Genomic DNA, 19,528 nt, shown 5'->3' with positions numbered 1-19,528 from the left:
GGGGGCGACAAATTGGCCAGGAGTGACCCTCAGAGACCGGCGAGGAGACTGGCGAACTGGTCGAGTCTGTCGTCGAGACGCTCAGGCGAATAGACTGTCTCCTGACGCTCGTAGTAGGTCGCGAGTTCTGAAGCCGAGCCTGAGAGCGTGCCGGGGTCGGTATCGGTCGCGATGGTGAGTGAACATACGGGGGCGTACGCCCGGCGGATAACGTCTTTCACGGCGTCTGCCGAGGTCTGATCATCGCCAACGCTGATGATGAGCGGGTCGTCGCGCTGGGCTTCGACGAGGTCGTTCGCGAGGCCGATGGCCTCAGCGAGTGGCGTCCCGCCGCCACAGGACGTATCGAGAAGGGATGACTGGATGTGTCGCGTCTCAATGCTGAACGGCTTGATGAGGCGGGCGTTGCCGTGGATGAAGTCAATGACCGCGACGCGGATACCGAGATTCTCGGCGGCGAGGGCGAATCGAGTGAGCGCCTGGGTCGCGACCTCGATCTTCGCGGGTGACCCGCCTCGCATCGACCCCGAGCGGTCGAGGATGAGGACGAGGGCATACTGTTTTTCGTTGCCCATCGTCCGGCTCTTACAGACCCGAGGGTCACCGATGGCGAGGCGGTGGCCGGCGCGCGTGTCGTAGGCTCCGGCTGAGAGCCCGCGTCGGGTACTCTTGCGGCGGTCGAGTCGGAGGTACATTTCGAGCGTGTCGGCAACGCGGCCAGCGCCGTCTTCGATGGCGGCCCACTCATGGGGTGGGACAAGATCATCAGCCACCGGGAGGATTTCGAGGTCGGTGAGGTTCTCCGGCGAGTATCCCACCCCTCCACGCTGTCCGCTGTTCTCCTCACCGCCGGTATCGTGAGAGTGCTGTCGGTGTTGGCGTTCGAGGTGGTCGCCGAGTGCGTCGAGTTCATCTTCGAGCGCCTGTTTGTCGATTTGTTCGCGGTCGGCTTCGGTACGGGCTGCCCGCTCGTCGCCGGCGAGGGCGTCTTCGTACGCTGCCTGCTCTTCGCGCTGCGACCGTGAGGAACTCTGTGCGTGGGCTGGCCCGTCGGGGAGATCCTGCGTCTGGTCGGCCACACTACTCGCAGAACTCGTAGAACCCGTAGAACCTGTGTTCTCCATACCTTCCGTGTCTTCGGTATCCTCACCGTCATTGACCTCGACATCGCGACCGCCATCGCCACCGACGCCAGGGGAACCGCTTTCGCTCTCACTCTCTCCTTCGTTCTCACTGGACGACGGTGATTCTTCGAGGTCGTCCTTGGTGCGGGGTTGATTTTCTTCCTCGAAGTTGGCTAGTGTGAGCTGGCTACTCTGCTCTCGTGGACGGTCACCCCCAGCCGAGTCGCCCGCTACGTGTGAGTCAGTGGGAGTGGGCTGCGCTCCTGACTCGTTTCCAGCGCTGGGTTCTGTTTCTGTCTTCGTTCCGTTAGCGCCTCCCGCTTTCTCGCGTTCTCGGGTCCGCTCGGTGGCTTGGGCAATCGCCTGTACCCGAGTCGAAGATTCAGGTGCAGAATCGCCACTGGAGGGGTTGCTAGCTTCGCCGTCACCCCTCTGGTCGCCATCTCCGCTGGCGTCAGCCCCACTGTCACTGGTTCCGGGCGAGGGTGCACCGGCCTCACCGTCAGCGTCGGTGTCGCTGATGCTGTCATCCGCGTCGTCGGGGGTCGTTCTAGAGGAATAGGCGTCGATATCATCCGGATTGGGGTCGGCTGTGACTTGCGGTTGCTCGAAGATGTTCTGATGGGGGTCGTCGGTCGCCTCTCGTGAGAGCGTAACCTCTCTTGGATCGAAATCTTCGGGCAGGGATGGCTCGGCGTTCTCACCTGGCGTGGCTGAGGCGTCCTCTGTGGCGGTCTGAGGCTGTCCGTTTCCACTGGAGATGTCGCCGACACCGTCGGGGTCGGATGCCGACTCGGAGCGGCCTGTGGCGTCTCCGCTGGACTCCTGCTGTTGACTCTGCTCGTCGCCGTCACGCTCCTGAGATTGCCCCTGGCCGTCGCCCTGTGCGTGCTCGTTGTCCTGGTCCTGCTGTTGGTCTCGAGTGTCGGCCTCGAGGACGGGCTGGATATGGTCAGTCCAGGTCTGGATGACGCGACGGGCGCGACGGACGGAGGCGGTCTTATCGTGGGCGTGGGTCGTGTCGTCGCGGTCGGCACTCCGAATCGCGAGTGCGTCACGCGAGAGGGTACACAGTTCGGTGTGGATGGCCTCGAACGCGGCGCGGTCGGCCTCGCTCTTGAAGCGGACTCGGTCGTCGTCCTCGTCGAGGAGGACATCCGTGATACTCGTCGGATAGATGGCTTCGTCGTACAGACACGAGGTGACGGCGTCCCAGAATGAGTAGCGAACCTCCTGTCCGTTGGGGATGTCGTCGGGCGTCTGTGAGTGGAGTCGTCGGGTGAGTTCGAGGCGGATGCCAGCGTTGTCGCTGAAGTTCTCGCCGCGGATGGCTTCGCTTTCGATTGCGCCGTCTTCGATGATGTTGATGAGGTCGTGAACCTGCGCGTGATACTGCGAGTCGATTTCGGTATCGAGTAGCTCACCGATGGCGGTGATCGCCGTCTTGAGGATGTGGAGGAGTTCGTGGAAGGCGAGGCCGAATTGGTGGGCATGATCGGCGGTGACCTGGTCGTTGAGCGGGATTCGCGTAAGGTCGGCTTCGTTCCCGGTGACGAGCACGAGATAGTCAGCGTCGACGCCGGCGAGGAATCGTTCGGCCTGGGCGCGTTCGATGTCGGTGGCGTCTGAGGAGACGATGGCATCGACGTCGGCCGGGAGGACAGCGGCAGTCTGGACGCTGGATGTGATGACGACGTCGACGGTTACTTCACCGGGGAGATGACCGAGGATGAACTCGCGGAGTCGGTCAGCTCGCTGTGTGGAGATACGGGCTCTGGTCGCGGCCTGTGGCGTGAGGTCGTCGACGATCTGTTGGTGATTTCGGTCTCGGTGACGATGGCTGAGTAACATGGGATGTTAGGGGACGAACGCCCTCGCTGACGCGGGGCGCACAAACCGACGTGGCTCTGTTGAAATCCTCAGTAACTGATAGAACACGCTTGCGAGATACAGAGGGTGAGCCTTGTTTAGACGCTCCTGAAGGCGTCGGTTAGTGCCTCTACTGGGTGAGTAGAATCAGTCTGTGAGGGTCTCTCTACTCGATTTCGTTCTTTGAGCAAAGGCGTAGTGGACGATCTGCACCGCGTCTAAACAAGGCCCAGAGGGTGTATTCAGCACGGACTCAACCTCGCAGTCACGGCTTTACCGGGAGGGTGTAGTTAGGGTCAAGTGGACAGACTAATAATGATACCGTCAATTATTGGGCATTTTTGCTAAATCGAGCGCCATTAATCAGACAGATTATTAACGGATCGGTATCTGGTATTGGTCACGGTTCGGCCCTCCTCAATATTAGTAGAGCACCTCTGTATGCACCACGATTGCTGAGAGCTACTCAGATGCTGTCAGTAGCGGCGTGAGCGATACAGAGGGGTATATTCAGCAAACCCCCAATCCGTTCCCACCAATCGCGGTTAGTAGCCGTCACAAACTGCATCGAGTAGTTGTGAAACGCGTTTGCTCTTCATTCGAGAGTAATTGGTTCGGTTCCTCTGCTGGACTACGACTGCTCCTCGGCCCACTGGAGAAGCGGTTCTAACCGCGCACGCACTTCGTGTCCATCGTCGGTCAGCGCGTACTCCACACGCGGTGGAATCTCGTTGTACTGCGTCCGCGAGACCAGTCCAGCCGCCTCGAACTCGGACAGTCGTTTCGAGATCGTCGAGGAGCTGGCGCTCGTGAGATGCGCTTCGATTTCGCCGAAGCGAAGCGAGTCGTGCGCACCGACGATACTGACCAGTTGCATCGCGTACTTCCGGCTCAGCGTGTCGATCACGCCCGTCAGCGGACAGTAACACGTCCCGTCCACGTCGCACGTCGGTTCCGGGGGAGATGTGGCGTCTGCCATTACTTCGTGGCCTCGTACCTACTTCATCGCTTCGGACTCCACAGTACAATAGCTTCGCGTTGTAAACCGAAGGTATCGATGGTCACTGACCAATCCTACGACCTCGTGATTCTGGGCGGCGGCGCGGCAGCGTTCGCGGCCATCACAGAGGCCGACCGCCGTGACCTCTCGACCGCGCTGGTGAACACGGGACTGCCGCTCGGCGGTACGTGCGTGAACGTCGGCTGTGTCCCGAGCAAACACCTTCTGGAGGTCGGCAAGACCGCGTTCGAACCGCCGCGCAACCCCTTCGACGCCGTGGCGTACGACGACGACCAGCCGAGGACGGACTGGTCGGCGGCGATTGACCAGAAGGACAGCATCGTCACATCGCTCCGCGAACAGAACTACGTCGACGTGGCCGATCACTTCGGGACCGACATCTACGAGGGCTTCGGACACGTGGTCGAGGACACGGCAATCAGGGTCGTCGATGGCGAGGATGCCGGCACGACCATCACGGGAGAGAAGCTGCTCGTCGCGACCGGCAGCTCGCCACACATCGCGCCGATCGACGGGATCGAGAGCGTAGACTACGAGACCAGCGAGACGATTCTCGAACGCCACAATCTCCCCGAGAGCGTCGTGATGATCGGTGGTGGCTACGTCGCGCTGGAGTGGGGCCAAATTCTCCATCACATGGGTGCGGACGTGACGCTCCTCCAACGGTCGAGTCACGTGCTCTCGGGGATGGAGGGCCAACTCGGACGTGAACTCCAGCGATGCTTCGAGGATGAAGGAATCGAGGTCGTCACTGATGCCACGGTCGATCGAGTGCGCGAGGGAGATGGAGGTACGTCCTCGGGTGGGGTCTCGGTCGACGTGACCGTCGATGAGCAGTCGCGCACGTACACGGCCAGCGACCTGTTCGTCGCCACCGGGGTCAGCCCCAACACGGACGACATCGGACTGGCTGAGGTCGGCATCGAGACCGACGACTCTGGAGCCGTCGTCGTGGACGAGATGTTCCAGACGGCGACCCCCGACGTGTACGCCGCGGGCGACTGCATCGGCGAACCGATGCTGGAGACCGTCGCCGCAAAGGAAGGCAACCACGCGGTGAAGAACGCCTTCGGCAGCGCGGAGCAAAGCTCCGCAGGCCGTTCGAGCGGGCAGGGCCCGCGAGAAGAGGACGAGGGCGCGACCGTCGACTACCACGCCGTCCCGAAGGTGGTGTTCACGAGTCCCGAGGTGGCCGCGGTCGGGACGACGGAACTGGAGTACGTGGACGAACACGGCACCTGTACCTGCCGGACGGTGGAGATGGAGGACGTCCCGAAGGCGAAGGCTGTCGAGGACACGCGGGGGCTGGTGCAGGTCGTCAAGCACCACGAGACCGACGAGATCGTCGGTGTCCACATGGTCGGGGCTCGGGCAGCCGATATGATTCCCGAGGCGACGCTGGCCGTGAGGTTCGGGCTGACCGTCGACGACATCATCGACACGATCCACCCGTTCCCGACGTTCTCCGAGGCGTTCAAGCACGCCTGTCAGGCGTTCCGCCGTGATACGTCGAAAATGAGCTGTTGCGTCGAGTGACCCTCAGTCGCTCTCCGCGAACACGCCGTCGAGGACGCCGGTCTCGCCCAGGTCGATGAGGGCCCGATTCAACAGTTCACGGAGGACGAACTCCTCGTAATGCTGGGTCTCGCAGTACTCGCAGGGTTTCATCTCGCGGGCGACCGCCTCGATCTCGTCGCCGTGTTCGGCGTACAGCGCCTCGACCAGCGATTCCAACTCCTCGGTCGCCGTCGCCTGTGCCCCCGCGAGGGTCTCCTCGCTGTCCTCGGGCAAGTCGTACGAGAAGACGCGCGTGTTCGACTTGTAGTACTTCCGCGTGCCGCCGCCAGCCTCTTCGAGCCGGGCGATCTCGACCATCCCCGCGTCCTTCAGCACGTTCACGTGGTGGCGCACCGTCGTCTCGGCCTTCTCCTCGCCGCGACGCCACAGCTCCTCGTGGATCTCCTCGATGGTGTGTTCCTCGTCGGCGAGCATATCCAGGATCTTCGCCCGCACGTCGTTCTCGAGGGCCTTCGCCTTCTCGGGGTCGGTCGTGACGACCTCGCGGATCGGCACGTCGGATTCAAGCAGGGCCATTTCCTTGCCACTGGATAAGAGAACAACGATGGTAAGAGTACCGCCACATAGACGACTACGATACAAAGTATCTACAACCGCTATAATTTTCGTCGTAACGGTTATGGACGTCCCGCGACAAGGACGACCCAGGATGGGAACGACACGGAGACAGTTCAACGTCGGCGGGATGTCCTGCTCGTTCTGCGCCGAGAGCATCGAGAAGGCGTACCGCCGCACCGACGGTGTCGCCGACGTGGACGTGAGCCTCGCCCACGAGGAGGTACTCGTCCAGTACGACGACGACCGGATCAGCGAAGTCGAGGTGAAGGACACGCTCCGCGATCTCGGCTACACGATCCGCGACCCGGACAAGGAGAAGCGGTACGAACAACAGCAGGCCGAACTCGCCGATGGCAGGCGTCGCCTCCTCCTCGCAGGGAGCGCCGCCATCGTCGTCGCCGCGCTGATGGGCTGGATGATCGTCGTGATCGGTCGCTTCGAGTCGGCGTCGCTGGCGATGGATCTCTTCGCGCTCGCGCTGGCACTCGGGACGATGTTCGGCCCCGGCCGCTACATCATCGACAAGGCCTACCAGAGCCTCCGTCGCGGCATCCTCAACCAGCACGTCCTGCTGGAGGCGGGCGCGTTCGGCGGGTTGCTCGGCGGCTTCCTCGGTCTGTCCATCTTCCCAGGGTTCCCGACCGTCCACTTCTTCGCCGTCTCCGTGTTCATCACCACCTACCACATCCTCTCGGAGTACACCAGTCTCACCGTCCGGACGCGCGCGTCGCAGGCCGTCCAGAGCCTGCTCGACCTGCAACCGGACACCGCACGTCGCGTCAGCGACGACGGTGAGGTTGAGGAAGTCCCCGTCGACGACCTCGAAGTCGGCGACCGCGTCCGCATCAAGCCCGGCGAGAACGTCCCCGTCGACGGCACAATCGTCGACGGCACCTCGACAGTCGACGAGTCGGTCGCCACCGGTGAGTCCATCCCCGAGGAGAAAGCGGCGGGTGACGCGGTGATCGGTGGCAGCGTCAACGAGACGGGCACGCTCCTCGTCGAGGTGACAGCGACGGGCGAGGATGCGTTCCTGAATCAGGTCGCCCGCGAGATCGAGGAGGCGCGGGCGATGAAGCCCGGCATCATCCAGCTCGCCGACCGCGTCCTCAGGTACTTCGTCCCGGCCGTGCTGACCATCGCGGCGCTGGCCTTCGTGTTCTGGCTGGTCGCGCCGCTCGCGTGGGGTGCCGGCCCGAACGTCCAGCGCGGCGCGTTCGCGGCGCTGGCCGTTCTCGTCCTCGGGTATCCGTGTGCGCTCGGGATGGCGACGCCACTGGCACTGATTCGCGGCGGCGGGAAGGCCGCGAACCACGGCATTCTGATGCGCTCCGGGGACGCCTTCCAGATCTTCCCCGACGTCGACCGGATCGTGCTGGACAAGACCGGCACTATCACCGTCGGCGAGCCCGCCGTCAGCGAAGTCGTCGCGTTCGACGGAACGGAGGATGACGTACTGGCGGTGGCGGCGAGTGCGGAGGCGTTCTCGGAACACCCGCTCGCCGACGCCATTCTCGACCGTGCCGACGAACGCGGGGTGGCGTACGCCGACCCCGAGGCGTTCGACTCCGTCACCGGCAAGGGCGTCCGGGCGACCGTGGATGGTGACGACGTGCTGGTCGGGAAACCGGGGTGGCTCGCCGACGAGGGCATCGACCTCTCGTCCGTGGTCGACGAGATCGAGCGCCTCCAGCACCGGGGGCTCACGGTCTCGGCCGTCGTCCGGGACGGCGACCTCGTGGGCCTGATCGGCATCGGCGACGAGATCAAGGTCGACGCCGCCGCGACCGTCCGGCGAATGCACGACGCCGGCATCACGCCCGTGATGATCACCGGCGACAACGAACGCACCGCCGAAGCGGTCGCCGAGGAGGTCGGAATCGACCGCGTGATGGCCGACGTACTGCCCGACGAGAAGCGCGAGGAGATCGGTCGCTTACAGGATGAGGGCCACCGTGTGGCGATGGTCGGCGACGGCATCAACGACGCACCGGCGCTCACGCAGGCCGACATCGGGATCGCAATCGGGGCGGGAACGGACATCGCCATCGAATCCGCCGACATCGTGTTGATGGGCGACCGGCTCGGCGGCGTGATGGACGCCCACGAGATCGGCCGGGAGAGCTACCGGAAGACCCGTCAGAACCTCGGTGCGGCGTTCGCGTTCAACGGCATCGGCGTCGCGGCGGCGACGACCGGGCTCGTCCACCCCGTGTTCGCGATGATTGCGATGGTGCTGTCCGTGTCGGCGGTGCTGGCCAACAGCTTCGCCGGCCAGCTCCTCTCCGGCGAGGGCGTCAACACCGACTTCACCGTCGAAGGCAGTGACACGGACGGGATTATAGAAGAAGGAGTGACTGCCGATCAGGCCGTTACGTCGTAGCCCGCGTTTTCAATGGCGGCTTCAATGTCGTCGTCCGCGACATCGTCCTCGGCGACGAGTTCGACAGTGTCGGTCTCGTGGTCGGCTTCGATCCGGGTGACTCCTTCGAGGTTCCGAAGGGCGTTTTTCACGTTCTCCTCGCAGCCGTTGCACGACATACCGGCGACGGGGATAGTTCTGCGCTCCATACGCGAGTGTTACGGTGCCAGCGGCAAAACCATTACGACATCAATCATAGTGCTACGAGAATAGTACTGCGCTCCGTGTCGATGCCTGGTTTGGAAAGATGTTAATTCGGAATCACGAGCTTCAGTACGGTGTTTTTCTCCTCGTGAACAGAGCGGTAGACGAGGCTAGAGTTGACCCCGGAGCAATGTGAATCAATTAGTAGGCACAACAGGTGAAGACGAATTGTTATCGAACGCGTCTTTGTCGACTCGCCTTATTGCTGTACTCGCCCCCAGTATACAAAACGGGCCGCCCGAACTATTCGAGTTTCGTCAGTATTGACGTGACCGACTCAGAGGATGTAGTCACCGCTGACGAGTAATTGTTTCATTTCATTATCGATATAACCTAACACCGCCACGCTTTCACAGAGTCTATGTCAAGGAAGTCATCCAGTAAGTCTCCCAGTTCACGATGGTGGTATGGCGTCGCGTTTTTTATCGGAGTTTTAGGAGTAGTGTGGGCTTCGTACGGTATTCTTCACTTAGTTAGCGAACCACAGGCCAGTTCTCCACCAAGCCTCGTGCCTTCCGGTTCAGAGACTGGCTTAGTATTCTTGTTCTCCATACTCACGGTAGCAGCGACAGTTTTAATCGGGAGCCTCCTAGCACCACTGTACTCGTTGTGCCTCTATCTCGATGTTAGAGAACTCCGTCAGAGCAACAGCAATTGGATACCAAACCGAATGCTGTGGGGCGCTGTTGCCATACTGCACTTGGGTTCGTTTGTGTTTTCGGCTGTGCAACTGATCACGATTCCGGCAGGTGTAGTGTATCTATACAAACGCCACAAGAAAATCGGGCTAAGATAGTCATACCATCTCATCCTTGGCATGACCGACTAGCGCTCTGAGTTCAGCACGACCACGGAAACCTCACCAAACACTGTGAGAAATGGCGTGCAACACTCAGAGGGTGTATGCAGCAGAGACTCATCTTTCATTCCAGGAGGTCAACAACGAAACAGTCGTTAGTCATGGGTGCGGATCTATCGAATCGACTGTTTTTCCATCTCGACGAGTGTGATCTCGATACCGTTCTGGTACTCGTGACGATGATCCGTTACACGTTCGTAGCCCTGAGCCTCGTAGAAGGGCACCGCGTTACGTGAGGCCCACAAGCCCAACGAATCGATGTTCTGTCGAATTGCTTGTGCCTCTAACTCGGTGTAGATTCGAGACCCGACTCCATGTCGAGTGGCAGACGGGTGGATGTATATCGCCGTAATCTCCCCTTCGACTTCGGTCTGGAAGTACTCGCCCGCATCTGGTTCCATCCATCCGAATCCGATCACCGCGGTCTCGTCCTCGGCAACAACGAAATACGTGTTTTCGGAGTCGATTGGATACTCGTCTGGATCGCGGTCGTGGGCCCATGCTGCCACCTGCTCCTCGGTGTAACTCTGGCTGCCAAGCCCCTCGATCGAGGCGAGATGCACGTCACGAATCCGGTGAGCGTCTCCAGCCACTGCCTCTCGCACGGAGAATTCCATGCGGCTGTTTTCTGAGGACGGACTAATGATTGCTTGCCTGGGGAGCAATTAGCAGGAACAGTCGCCCCCAGAGGCGTTCCGTGACTCCGTGCTGTCACCGAAGGGTTCGACATCTCTTACGAGGCGAGCCTGTAGATTCAACGACTCGTCGAGGGGCTGGACGTCGGAAACTACCTCCGGGTTCGCCGCGACCCACTGTTCGTATTCCTCGTAGGACGCGAAGGCCTTGCTGTACGGACAGAAGCGTCCGTACATGGCTTCGGGCGTGACGGGGCCGTCCGGGGGGTCGACCGACCGTTCGACGCCGAACGAGAGCACGGCACCGTCCGGCGCGGAGACGACGCCGTCAGCGTCGAACTCGACGACGAGTTCCGTCTCGGAGACGGGCGAGACGGTCCGGGCAGTGACGTCCTCGTCGAGGTACATCCCGAGGAGGAACGCGTCGGTGACACACTGGTAGTAGCGGGTCTCGCCGTTCACAGTGGCCCAGTGGGGTGACTCGTCGGTCGTGCAGAGGTCTTCGACCGTCACGCCACGGTCGAGCGCATCGGCGAACGTCCGCATCATCTGCTGCCAGAACGCCTCGAACGTCTCCGGTGGGTCGTCGAACTCGAACGCTCGCGCCACGTGTGTCTGGAGCTCCTCGTCGATTCGGTGAGACTGAGTGTCGGTCTCGCTCATCGCATTCACTCATTGTACGGGACGGCCGATCGAGCTATCTCCCACATCCGTGGGTGGGTTTATATGAAGCGGTCGCTACGCCCCGTCGAGTATCTCGGTCAGAACGTTCCGCTGGGCCCGCTGGAGGTGTTCTCGAACGGTCGACGGATCGAGGTCGAGTGCTCTGGCGATGTCGTCAGTCGTTGCTTCCCTGGGCACGTCGAAGTACCCCATGCCGAAGGCCGTCTCAAGCACCTCCTGCTGGCGCGGCGTCACCGCATCGAGTGGGTTCTCCGGGCCGTCGTAATCGGTCAACGTCCGGAGAAGCGGGTCGGCACCCGTGTCACCGTATTCACGGACGCGTTCGGAGAGCGCCTCCTGGCTCCCGACCATCGTCACGTCGACACCGTCGCCAGCACTCTCGACTGCACTCTGCGAGACGCTCGTCTCGTGATGCGGAACGAATCCCTCGTCGAAGGCCGGGACTGCGAGTTTACAGAGGTACGTCACGCCGTCGTCGCGGTCGATCTGTTCCCACCACTCCAGATTCTCCAGCGTCGAGAACTGAGCGGCGGGAATCGGATCCCTGACCTCGATCGCGAGGAGGCAGCCGGGCCGCTGACACTGGAGTTCGTTGACCTGCTCCAGCCCGGCGCTCTGAATCACCGAGACGAACTCCTCGATGCCGAACGCCGCCAACTCCTCGCCGGAGAGGTGGATCGTCACTTCGCGCATACGTTCTTATCTGGATCGGCGGTCGTTCTGATCTCTCTGTTTGACGTGCTCGGTTCGCGTGACTGCAGCGTCCTCGTCGAGGTACAATCGGAGTGACGCGCTGTCACGTCGCAACTCGACCCGGTACTCGTCCGGATCGGTATCGACGCGGTCAGCGGTCCACTGCCCGTCGTGGAGGTGGTGGTGGAACTCCCACAGACCGGTGCCCATGATATCGACGCCGTGTTTCCAGTGGAAGACGACTGATTCGGGGTGGTAGGCAGCCGCGTGCGTCAGCGGGAGACTCAGAAATCGTAGACACTGCTTGCACTCGCTGCTCGTCGCAAACGACGCCGGAACCGTGTTCCCGACCGGCACCTCCCTCGCATCGAACACCTCGGTGTCGATGCGGCCGGCACAGTCCGGACAGACGCCCTGGCGCATCTTGAGCAGGTCGCCAGCTAAGTCCCCGATTACGGCATCGATCAGGGCTGGGCCGTCGTGAGCCTGCACCTGAGCTGGCGTGACGTTGTACGAGAAACTCGGTCGCTCACAGGCCGGACACTGGAGCAAAAAATACTGGTCGTGGAGCGTGGCGTGGAGGCCGGCCTCACCACAGTGCAAGCAGGTCCCGTCCGTCTCGATCGGTCCGACCGCTGCCGGGTGGCGGTAGTTCTCGGCGAGGACGAAGCGTACCAGCTGCTCACCGGCGTGGGTGAACGCGTAGCCGTTCTCGTGTTTCCTGAGGAACGTTCCGGTCAATTCCCCGAGATGGTACGACAGCTTGGAGGTGCCGTCGACGTCGACACGCTCGTAAATGTCCGAAAACGATAGCTCGGTGACTCCTGTCTCCCGGTTCTCGTGCTGTGCTCTGGCGACTGTTCGGAGGATATCGAGGCGTATCTCGTCGGACAACAGTCTGAAGACGTCGGCCGCTGTCCGCTCGGTATCCATACCTGACGTATCAGTGGCACGATTATGAAATTACGGCTGCCAGCCTGAGTTTCGACACTCTCGCGTTGAACGCGCGTATCAGACCTCCGTGCCGACTCTCTCGGGAGACTGGAACACACCGCCGTTCCACTGCCGATACAGTACCACGACGAGGCCGTACAGGATGAGAATGAGTCCCCAATTGGGCCAGGCACCCACTCCGGGATCGACGACCAGTGGCCAGAAGTTCCCGATACCGTGCAGGAAGGCGACGAGGAACAGGTTGTGCGTCAGGGCGTAGATCGTCCCGAAGGCGATACCGGAGAGTGTGAGCATCACGAGCGAGCCGACTGCCTGCCCGAGCGGTACCCCCTCGACCAGCACCAGGGTCGGGACATGCAACACGGCGAAGACGGCGGCCGTCGCCACGATGGCCACGGCGGTCCGGAACCGAGCGGAACGAGGCCCGAGGAGGTCAGTCAGTTTGTTCTGCAGGTAGCCGCGAAACGCCAGCTCCTCGACCGGGCCGACGAACACGTACTGGGCCACGCCAGCCGCCACGAGCGCAGGTACGGAGTACTCTAGGGGTGGCGACCGGTAGAGTCCGAACGGTACCACCGACAGCTGGCCGCCACCGAGGACGACGAGTCCGGCCACGGCCACGTTCACCGCGAGTACGAACCCGGCAACTGTGACGAGGGCCATTGTGAGCTGTCGTCGTCCGAGCCCGAGGTCACGAAGCCGAACCCCTTCGAACCGCAACACCAGCAGGACGAGCCCGAACTGGACCATCCCCGAGGGGAGATTCCACAGTGATTCGGCGACGACTGATGGATTCGACCCGAACACCCAGCTAAACGAGACGTTCGAGACCATCACCCACAGCGAAAACGCCACGACGAACACGAGCGGGAGCCAGCTCCGACCGTGGAACGCGGGCGGCCAGCGGACGCGCTCGTCCGAATCTGTAGTCCGGGCGGTCATTCGCTATTCGGGCTCCGCTGGTCGACTGCGTCGCGGAGTTCTCGCAGCGTTCTGATACCGTACCAGGCCAGTGCGTACCAGACGACCGTGCCGACGACGCCGAGGGCCGCCAGTACCATGGCAATCGTGGTCTCTGTAGGTGCTATCATCATCGGAAGTCCTCATCTCGGATCGATTTCGAACGTCGTGATGGTACCGAACAGCCCGGACGTCGTGTCCCGGACCGACAGGCCCGCATCTGCGACGACCGCGGTCGGTTCTTGCGTCCAGCGACAGCCCATCTTCGCGTAGTGGGCTTCGGCACGCCACTCTTGGTATCGCGCGAGCGGTCCGACGTCACTGCGCCCGTGTTCGACGAGCCGGATCGTGCCCTCGGGCTTGCAGACCCGTTCCATCTCCTGCAGCGCCGCAACGGGGTCCGGAAACGTACACGTCGACAGTGCCGAAATCACAGCATCGAAGCTGTCGTCGGGGAACGCGAGCTCCTGCGCGTCCATCCGCTGGAGCGTGCCATCTCTCTCGAGTGCGGCGAGTTGCTCCTCCGCATTCGCCAGCATCTCCGGACTGATGTCGATCCCGACGAGGTCGACGGTCTCGGGCAGATACCGGAAGTTCGTCCCCGTGCCACAGGCGACGTCCAGTACCCTGCCCGATACGTCGCCGAATCGATCACGGCGGTATCGACCCGTGACGGCCCGGTCGACGAGTTCGAACCGATGGAGCCAGTCGGCGTACTCGGCGTACGACGCCTGAATCTCCGGGATCGACATCGGTTGGTTCGCTGCCGGACCGCTCCCGCTGGACGGTTCGTCGTGGGGGGCTTGTAGCCGTTCCGTGTGATCGGTCGAAGGCATTGGTGTGGAGTCGTCTCGTTCGTATCGTGATTCAGATATGTGCGTCGAAGAACTCGACAGTCTGCGTGATGTACTCGATACGGTTCTCGGTCCGAACGACACCGTGGCCTTCGTCGGCGAAGAGTAGGTACTCGTGATCGATGTTCCGCTGGGTGAGCGAGTCGACGAGCTGTTCGGCTTCGCTCTGGGGGACTCGTGGGTCGTTCGCCCCCTGGACGACCAGCAGCGGCACGTCGATGTCGTCGACGTACGTGATCGGCGACCGCTCCTCGTAGAGTTCGGGCTTCTCGTCGGGCGTCGCACCGAGCTTCCGCATGAGGACGTCACCGAGGTACTCCCGCGCGTTCTCGACGGTGGTCTCCCAGTTGACGACACCACAGACACTCGCGCCGGCGTCGAACGCGTCGGTCGAACCGACGCCCATCAGGGTCATGTACCCGCCGTAGGAGGCACCGAGCAGCCCGACTCGCTCGCGGCCACGGTCACGGAGATACGCCGCCCCGGCGACGACGTCCGTGAGGTCGTCACCACCGAGATCGGCATCGCTCGCCTTCCGGAACTCCCGGCCGTACCCGAGACTCCCGCGGAAATCCGGGGCCAGGACCTCGAAGCCGGCGTGGACGAGCGTCTGCGTGATCATATCGAGGCGGTTGTAGTGTTGTGCCTCCGGGCCGCCGTGGGCCTTGACGAGCCCGCCGATCGGATCGCCGGCGGGCCGGTAGAGACGTGCCGCAATCTCCGTGCCGTCGAACGATTCGTACGTGACCTCCTCGGGGGCGACCGTCTGGACGTCGACCCAGCCCTCCTCGACGACGGTCGTCTCGTTCCGGCGGACGTCACCGGCAGTGGCGGGGCTCCAGTGCTTGTAGTACACGTCGCCGTCGACCGCCTGGACGTCCATGTTCATGCCAGTCCGTTCGATGATGGTGGTCTCCCCGTCGCTGAACCGACGCACCTGTCGGTCACCGCCGTGGGCCTCGAGGAAGACGATGTCCCCGTCGTCGGTCCACTGTGGGTCGTACTTGTCGCGGTTGTTCACGTACCGAAGTTCGTACTCACCCGCCGCGTCGGCGACGGCGAGTTCCCGATAGCCGGTCTCGTGGTTAGTCGTGAAGACGAGCCCCGCCTCCGACCACGCGCCAGCACCGTCGTCGGTGAAGACCAGCGACTGCTCTGAGTCGGGTTCGTCGACGAAGATGTCGTCTCTCCCGACGCTGGGGATGACGACACGGATCGTCGTATCTTCGAAGGTACCGGCCTGGTAGGCGAGGCGCTCACCGTCCGGTGACCACGCGTACCCCATGACCGGCGCCTCGGCCTCGGAGTGCTTAGTGAGCGCCCCGTCGTCGAGGTTGAGCGTGTACAGATCCAGCGACCGATCGCGGTTGGAGACGAACGCGATTCGGTCCGGCTCCGTCGGATGCTGCCGGGCCTTGAGGTTCATGAACTGGTCGTTGAGGAGCGGCGTGATGGCCCCCGTCTCCGGATCGACTTCGAGCAGGTCGTACTGTTCGTTGCCTGCCTCGTCGCGGTACGCAAGGAGTGTCCCTCGCTCCTCCAACCACTCCGGTTCGGTGATATCGCCATCGGCATCGGTCAGGCGGCCGTCAGGCGTGTACAGGTCGTAGCCTCCGTCGTCGTAGGCTGCATAGACGACGGTCCCATCCGGCGTCAGGGTGTAGCCGGACACACCGTGGGTCTCGGCGAGGCGATTCACGTAGTCAGCGAGCGATTCCGAATCGGGGTCGGTTGTCGCCGTCATGGCATACGGCCCATCTCGCTTCCCACTGATAAATATATTTCATATTTGACAATTTGTCTGGCCCATTTCAAAATCACGCTTTAGCATTAGGTCGGTAGATGGTGCTCAAATCGCCCCTGTTTCGTGCGTAGCAGCGAGAGTAAGTGGATTCACTCAACCACCATTTTGAAAGACTTCTATCAGGAATGTCGGCCCGGTAGTAACTGGGTCGCGGACGCGCTCGGTTCCCGACCCGATCGCTCCCGGACGCGTGGCCGTCGGTTCCGAGTGCGACAGCTGTTCACCGTCTCGTCGGCGCGTGATGGTCCACTGTCCATGGCCGTTCAACGTAATCTGACCGACCGGACACGGGAATCACCGGCCCGTGTCTCACCGAGTAGGTGACCGAACCGTGTTTAGCTCGGTCGCCTGTCGCTCGACGAACAGCTCGAACAGCGGCGTGTGTTCGACGAGGGCGTCGCGCAGTCGGCGGAGCCGATCGGATTCGAGGAACGTCACGGCAGCCTCGAAGCGTGCTGCCCGGCGGACGTCGGCTGCGTCCTCCCGGCGACGCTTCTCGAACCGTGCGAGTGGCCCGGATACCTCTCCGGGCAGGCCGGTCGCGAGTTCTTGGGCGAGCACGCGGGCGTCCTGCAGGGCGAGCGAGGCCCCCATCCCGGAGATGGGGTGGACGGCGTGGGCAGCGTCTCCCAGCAGGACGACTCGGTCGGTCCGCCACCGCTCGCAGGTCACGTCACGTACCCGGTCGAAGAACGGGTGGTCGTCGGTCCCGTCGAGCAGCGCCGGGAGCTGCCATCCAATCGCTTCCGCGTGGGCCCGCAACGCCTCCCGTGCCGGCGGCTCGGGCGGCTCCTCGAGCCGCGCGGCCAAGTTGAACCCGACCCGATCTCCGATTCGTGCCACGAACCCCTCGCTGCCGGGGCCCCAGACACTCACCATGTCCCGGCCCACGTCGATATCCTGGGCCGCCCAGAGCGACCAGACATACGTGTCGTACTCGCGGGGCGTCCAGTCGGTGAAACACTGCTCTCGGACCGTCGAGTGGACGCCGTCGGCCCCTACTACGAGGTCGAAAGTCTCGGTAGCCCCGTCCTCGAACGTGACGGCAACGTCGTTCGCTCGCTCCTCGATGCGTGCGGGCGCGGTGTCCATCCGAATCCACTCACTCGGGACGCGTTCACGGAGGATGGCGTGGAGGTCGGCCCGATGGATGGCGAACAGCAGCGTCCGTCTCGCAGGAAGCGTCGTTCGGGCGAGCACCCCGCCGCCACTCGTGCGTACCTCGAACCCGTCCGGGTCGGCAGCCCGGTCGCGGGCTGCGTCGAGGAGCCCCAGTTCGTCGAGGACGGCCAGCCCATCGGCCCAGAGTCCGATGCCGTAGCCGCTGGCACGCCACTCGACCGCCTGCTCGACGACGGTCGGCTCGCGGCCCTGCCGGGCGAGGTATGCGGCGAGCGTGAGGCCGCCTAAACCGCCGCCGACGATGAGGATATCCGTCTCTTCGGCACGTGTACCTTGGGTCCGGAGGTCACTACCCGTCATCGTTGGTGCCGGACTGTTCCCGCTCCATAGTGTATCTCCCAATCGAGTCAGTTTCAACTTTGCCCCGCAGGGGTTGGATACGTTCGCCCACTCTCAGCACACTCTACGATGCCCGACTCGCGCTGTGTATTCAGCATGGCTCCGACAAACTATCAACAACCGAGGATTTCAACAAGGCCACCGACGTGCAGATTCCTTCAGAGGAAATCGTTGAGCGTTTCGTAGGCGTCTTCGGGATACTGGTTCGGTTCGGCAACTGCCCAGAGCTCGTTTTTCGTCGCGGCCTTCGGCGACACTCCATCCTCGATGTGCTCGCAGAGAATGGTGAGATTCCGGGTGGACAGTGTCGGCCAGGACTCGTTCTGTCGCGTCTGATGAGCGAACTGGACGATCTTCCGGAGTGTCGGGCGGTCTACGACGACGTCCGTACTGTTGACCTGGCGGTCGAGCGTCTCGACTTCTTCCTCAACGTCCTGGATGTAGGGTTGTTCGAAGGCTCGGAAACGGCCACGGGTGGCGGAGTTCATCGGCTCGGAGTCACGGTACTCTCTGGTGGGTGGGTTCATCGTGATGACGAGGCGGGCCGAAGGGTGCGGCTCGACGAGTTCGCCGTGAGACTTGACGAGGAGCGTCCCCTCGTTCAGGAGCCGGTGGAGGGCGATGGCCGCGCCAGCCTGCATGACGGGGAACTCGTTGATTACGATGGTATCGCCGTTCAGCAGTCCTTGTTTAACGGCGCCGTTGCGGGGCACGATGACGTCGCCGTCGGGAACGAGCGGCCCGAAGAGGTCCTCGGGTTCAGTCGCTCGATCGACGTCGATGGACTGGTAGCCACGGTTCGTCTTGTGGCAGAGGTACTTAAGCAGGTAGTTCTTCCCCGATCCCCGGGGGCCAACAACTCTAACGGGGACGAGTCCTCGGGCGAGTTTCTTCGCGATGAGTTCGTCGAGCGGGAGCTGGAGGCGTGGGTCGATGGGGACGGCGGGCGGGATGACCTCGCCGTGTTCGTCGACGGGGAGGGCATCGTAGCTCGCATCGGGATGGGTCGCGGCCTTCGGGACGCTGGGATGGTCGGGGTTGTCGAGGATGTGGAGACCCGTGGGGACGGGAGTCCCGGCGTTCCGTCCGATGTTGGAGACGTACATCCCACGTTCGTCGTCGGGGTCCCAGCCTTCGGCTAAGAAGCGCGGTTCGCCGACGGATTCGGTGACGAGCGAGAGGTCGGTGACGCGGGCTTCACCGAGGCCGGTGTCTGGATTGCTCCGTTGGCTGTAGTAGGCGGCGGCTCGCTGTGCGAGGCGGTGACCGACGGGGACGTGTCGCTGGGCTTCTTTGAGGAGATTCTCTGCGCGGCTCTCGGTGAGGGTTCCGGTGAGGCCGGCGATGTCGTCGGTGCTGGCGCTCGCGAGTGCGGTGAAATCATCGTACCCGGCGTCGTGGAGGGCGTCGTTTATCGAGTCTGTGACGACGCTGATGACGCGGAAGTCTGCGCCGGTGTCGTGTTGGAGTTCGCCGAAGGCATCGGTGATGACCTGTGGTTCGGGCCCCTGTGGTGAGACGCCGACGATGGTGGCGCTCCCGCTCTGTGACCGATTCAGCGTGTAGATGCCTGCGTCTGCGCCGTCGTCGATGAGGTCGGCGGCGTCCTGGTCGGAGAGGTCGGCGTAGTCGGAGACGCGGAGGGTGACGCGTTCGACGGGGATGTTTCCGCCTTCGCGCTGTAGGAGTCGATTCACGAGGTGCGAGAGGATGACCTGCTCCTCGGGGCTGTCTGGACTGTCGGGACTACCGGATGTAGTGGTTGAGGACATGGTGTTGGGCTTGCGA

General features: G+C 62.8%; 16 protein-coding genes. 2 read left to right on the top strand and 14 right to left on the bottom strand.

Annotation, left to right across the window (positions count from 1 at the left end; all coding sequences use genetic code 11):
* Window positions 1-29: 29 nt before the first annotated feature.
* Window positions 30-2,975 carry a vWA domain-containing protein gene (locus tag MX571_RS21360; protein ID WP_247421454.1) on the bottom strand — a complete coding sequence of 982 codons (2,946 nt, stop codon included), beginning with the start codon at window positions 2,973-2,975 and terminating at the stop codon, window positions 30-32.
* A gap of 649 nt (window positions 2,976-3,624) precedes the next feature.
* Complete coding sequence (locus MX571_RS21355) at window positions 3,625-3,972, bottom strand: winged helix-turn-helix transcriptional regulator (protein ID WP_247421451.1); 348 nt, start codon at window positions 3,970-3,972, stop codon at window positions 3,625-3,627.
* 78 nt (window positions 3,973-4,050) lie between these two features.
* Between MX571_RS21355 and MX571_RS21350 the strand changes: the two genes are divergently transcribed.
* Window positions 4,051-5,550, top strand: coding sequence for an FAD-dependent oxidoreductase (locus tag MX571_RS21350; protein WP_247421449.1), 1,500 nt, complete (start codon window positions 4,051-4,053; stop codon window positions 5,548-5,550).
* A gap of 3 nt (window positions 5,551-5,553) precedes the next feature.
* Here the strand turns inward: MX571_RS21350 and MX571_RS21345 are convergent, their stop codons facing one another.
* The gene (locus tag MX571_RS21345) at window positions 5,554-6,108 is read right to left on the bottom strand and encodes a helix-turn-helix domain-containing protein (protein WP_247421447.1); all 555 of its coding nucleotides are present in this window, start codon (window positions 6,106-6,108) and stop codon (window positions 5,554-5,556) included.
* A gap of 133 nt (window positions 6,109-6,241) precedes the next feature.
* On the opposite strand from MX571_RS21345, the gene MX571_RS21340 reads away from it, so the two are divergent.
* On the top strand, window positions 6,242-8,533 hold the full coding sequence (locus MX571_RS21340) for a heavy metal translocating P-type ATPase (protein ID WP_247421445.1): 2,292 nt from the start codon (window positions 6,242-6,244) through the stop codon (window positions 8,531-8,533).
* Here MX571_RS21340 and MX571_RS21335 read toward each other — a convergent pair.
* The 11 genes from MX571_RS21335 to MX571_RS21290 form a co-directional block, all read right to left on the bottom strand.
* Complete coding sequence (locus MX571_RS21335; RefSeq protein ID WP_247421442.1) at window positions 8,515-8,721, bottom strand: heavy-metal-associated domain-containing protein; 207 nt, start codon at window positions 8,719-8,721, stop codon at window positions 8,515-8,517. The genes MX571_RS21340 and MX571_RS21335 overlap by 19 nt on opposite strands.
* 1,027 nt (window positions 8,722-9,748) lie before the next feature.
* Window positions 9,749-10,252, bottom strand: a complete 504-nt coding sequence (locus MX571_RS21330; RefSeq protein ID WP_247421440.1) for a GNAT family N-acetyltransferase — start codon at window positions 10,250-10,252, stop codon at window positions 9,749-9,751.
* Between the two features lie 48 nt (window positions 10,253-10,300).
* The gene (gene merB, locus MX571_RS21325; protein WP_247421438.1) at window positions 10,301-10,933 is read right to left on the bottom strand and encodes an organomercurial lyase; all 633 of its coding nucleotides are present in this window, start codon (window positions 10,931-10,933) and stop codon (window positions 10,301-10,303) included.
* Between the two features lie 75 nt (window positions 10,934-11,008).
* Entirely contained in the window at window positions 11,009-11,647 is a 639-nt protein-coding gene (locus MX571_RS21320; RefSeq protein WP_247421436.1) for a helix-turn-helix domain-containing protein, read from the bottom strand.
* Window positions 11,648-11,653: 6 nt separating this feature from the next.
* Window positions 11,654-12,580 (bottom strand): ArsR/SmtB family transcription factor, encoded by a 927-nt coding sequence (locus tag MX571_RS21315; RefSeq protein ID WP_247421433.1) that lies wholly within the window; start codon window positions 12,578-12,580, stop codon window positions 11,654-11,656.
* A gap of 78 nt (window positions 12,581-12,658) precedes the next feature.
* Window positions 12,659-13,543: a CPBP family intramembrane glutamic endopeptidase gene (locus tag MX571_RS21310; protein WP_247421431.1), complete on the bottom strand. Its 885-nt coding sequence runs from the start codon at window positions 13,541-13,543 to the stop codon at window positions 12,659-12,661.
* Entirely contained in the window at window positions 13,540-13,662 is a 123-nt protein-coding gene (locus tag MX571_RS22580; protein WP_282594764.1) for a hypothetical protein, read from the bottom strand. Before MX571_RS22580 ends, MX571_RS21310 begins: the two co-directional genes overlap by 4 nt.
* Before the next feature lie 42 nt (window positions 13,663-13,704).
* Window positions 13,705-14,397, bottom strand: a complete 693-nt coding sequence (locus MX571_RS21305) for a class I SAM-dependent methyltransferase (protein ID WP_247421429.1) — start codon at window positions 14,395-14,397, stop codon at window positions 13,705-13,707.
* 31 nt (window positions 14,398-14,428) lie between these two features.
* Window positions 14,429-16,159: a S9 family peptidase gene (locus MX571_RS21300; protein WP_247421427.1), complete on the bottom strand. Its 1,731-nt coding sequence runs from the start codon at window positions 16,157-16,159 to the stop codon at window positions 14,429-14,431.
* A 369-nt stretch (window positions 16,160-16,528) separates the two neighbouring features.
* Complete coding sequence (locus tag MX571_RS21295) at window positions 16,529-17,701, bottom strand: FAD-dependent oxidoreductase (protein ID WP_247421425.1); 1,173 nt, start codon at window positions 17,699-17,701, stop codon at window positions 16,529-16,531.
* A gap of 197 nt (window positions 17,702-17,898) precedes the next feature.
* Window positions 17,899-19,512, bottom strand: coding sequence for an AAA family ATPase (locus tag MX571_RS21290; RefSeq protein WP_247421422.1), 1,614 nt, complete (start codon window positions 19,510-19,512; stop codon window positions 17,899-17,901).
* Window positions 19,513-19,528 lie beyond the last annotated feature (16 nt).

It is taken from the genome of Halomarina salina, assembly GCF_023074835.1.
GTDB classification, from domain to species: Archaea; Halobacteriota; Halobacteria; order Halobacteriales; family Haloarculaceae; genus Halomarina; species Halomarina salina.
This window is presented reverse-complemented; position numbering and strand designations above follow the sequence as displayed.

Coding starts and splice junctions, on each gene's coding strand:
- MX571_RS21300 (WP_247421427.1), bottom strand. CDS start 16,159: ATGACGGCGACAACCGACCCCGATTCGGAATCGCTCGCTGACTACGTG.
- MX571_RS21335 (WP_247421442.1), bottom strand. CDS start 8,721: ATGGAGCGCAGAACTATCCCCGTCGCCGGTATGTCGTGCAACGGCTGC.
- MX571_RS21315 (WP_247421433.1), bottom strand. CDS start 12,580: ATGGATACCGAGCGGACAGCGGCCGACGTCTTCAGACTGTTGTCCGAC.
- MX571_RS21330 (WP_247421440.1), bottom strand. CDS start 10,252: ATGGAATTCTCCGTGCGAGAGGCAGTGGCTGGAGACGCTCACCGGATT.
- merB (WP_247421438.1), bottom strand. CDS start 10,933: ATGAGCGAGACCGACACTCAGTCTCACCGAATCGACGAGGAGCTCCAG.
- MX571_RS22580 (WP_282594764.1), bottom strand. CDS start 13,662: ATGGTACTGGCGGCCCTCGGCGTCGTCGGCACGGTCGTCTGGTACGCA.
- MX571_RS21345 (WP_247421447.1), bottom strand. CDS start 6,108: ATGGCCCTGCTTGAATCCGACGTGCCGATCCGCGAGGTCGTCACGACC.
- MX571_RS21340 (WP_247421445.1), top strand. CDS start 6,242: ATGGGAACGACACGGAGACAGTTCAACGTCGGCGGGATGTCCTGCTCG.
- MX571_RS21310 (WP_247421431.1), bottom strand. CDS start 13,543: ATGACCGCCCGGACTACAGATTCGGACGAGCGCGTCCGCTGGCCGCCC.
- MX571_RS21305 (WP_247421429.1), bottom strand. CDS start 14,397: ATGCCTTCGACCGATCACACGGAACGGCTACAAGCCCCCCACGACGAA.
- MX571_RS21295 (WP_247421425.1), bottom strand. CDS start 17,701: ATGACGGGTAGTGACCTCCGGACCCAAGGTACACGTGCCGAAGAGACG.
- MX571_RS21350 (WP_247421449.1), top strand. CDS start 4,051: ATGGTCACTGACCAATCCTACGACCTCGTGATTCTGGGCGGCGGCGCG.
- MX571_RS21360 (WP_247421454.1), bottom strand. CDS start 2,975: ATGTTACTCAGCCATCGTCACCGAGACCGAAATCACCAACAGATCGTC.
- MX571_RS21290 (WP_247421422.1), bottom strand. CDS start 19,512: ATGTCCTCAACCACTACATCCGGTAGTCCCGACAGTCCAGACAGCCCC.
- MX571_RS21320 (WP_247421436.1), bottom strand. CDS start 11,647: ATGCGCGAAGTGACGATCCACCTCTCCGGCGAGGAGTTGGCGGCGTTC.
- MX571_RS21355 (WP_247421451.1), bottom strand. CDS start 3,972: ATGGCAGACGCCACATCTCCCCCGGAACCGACGTGCGACGTGGACGGG.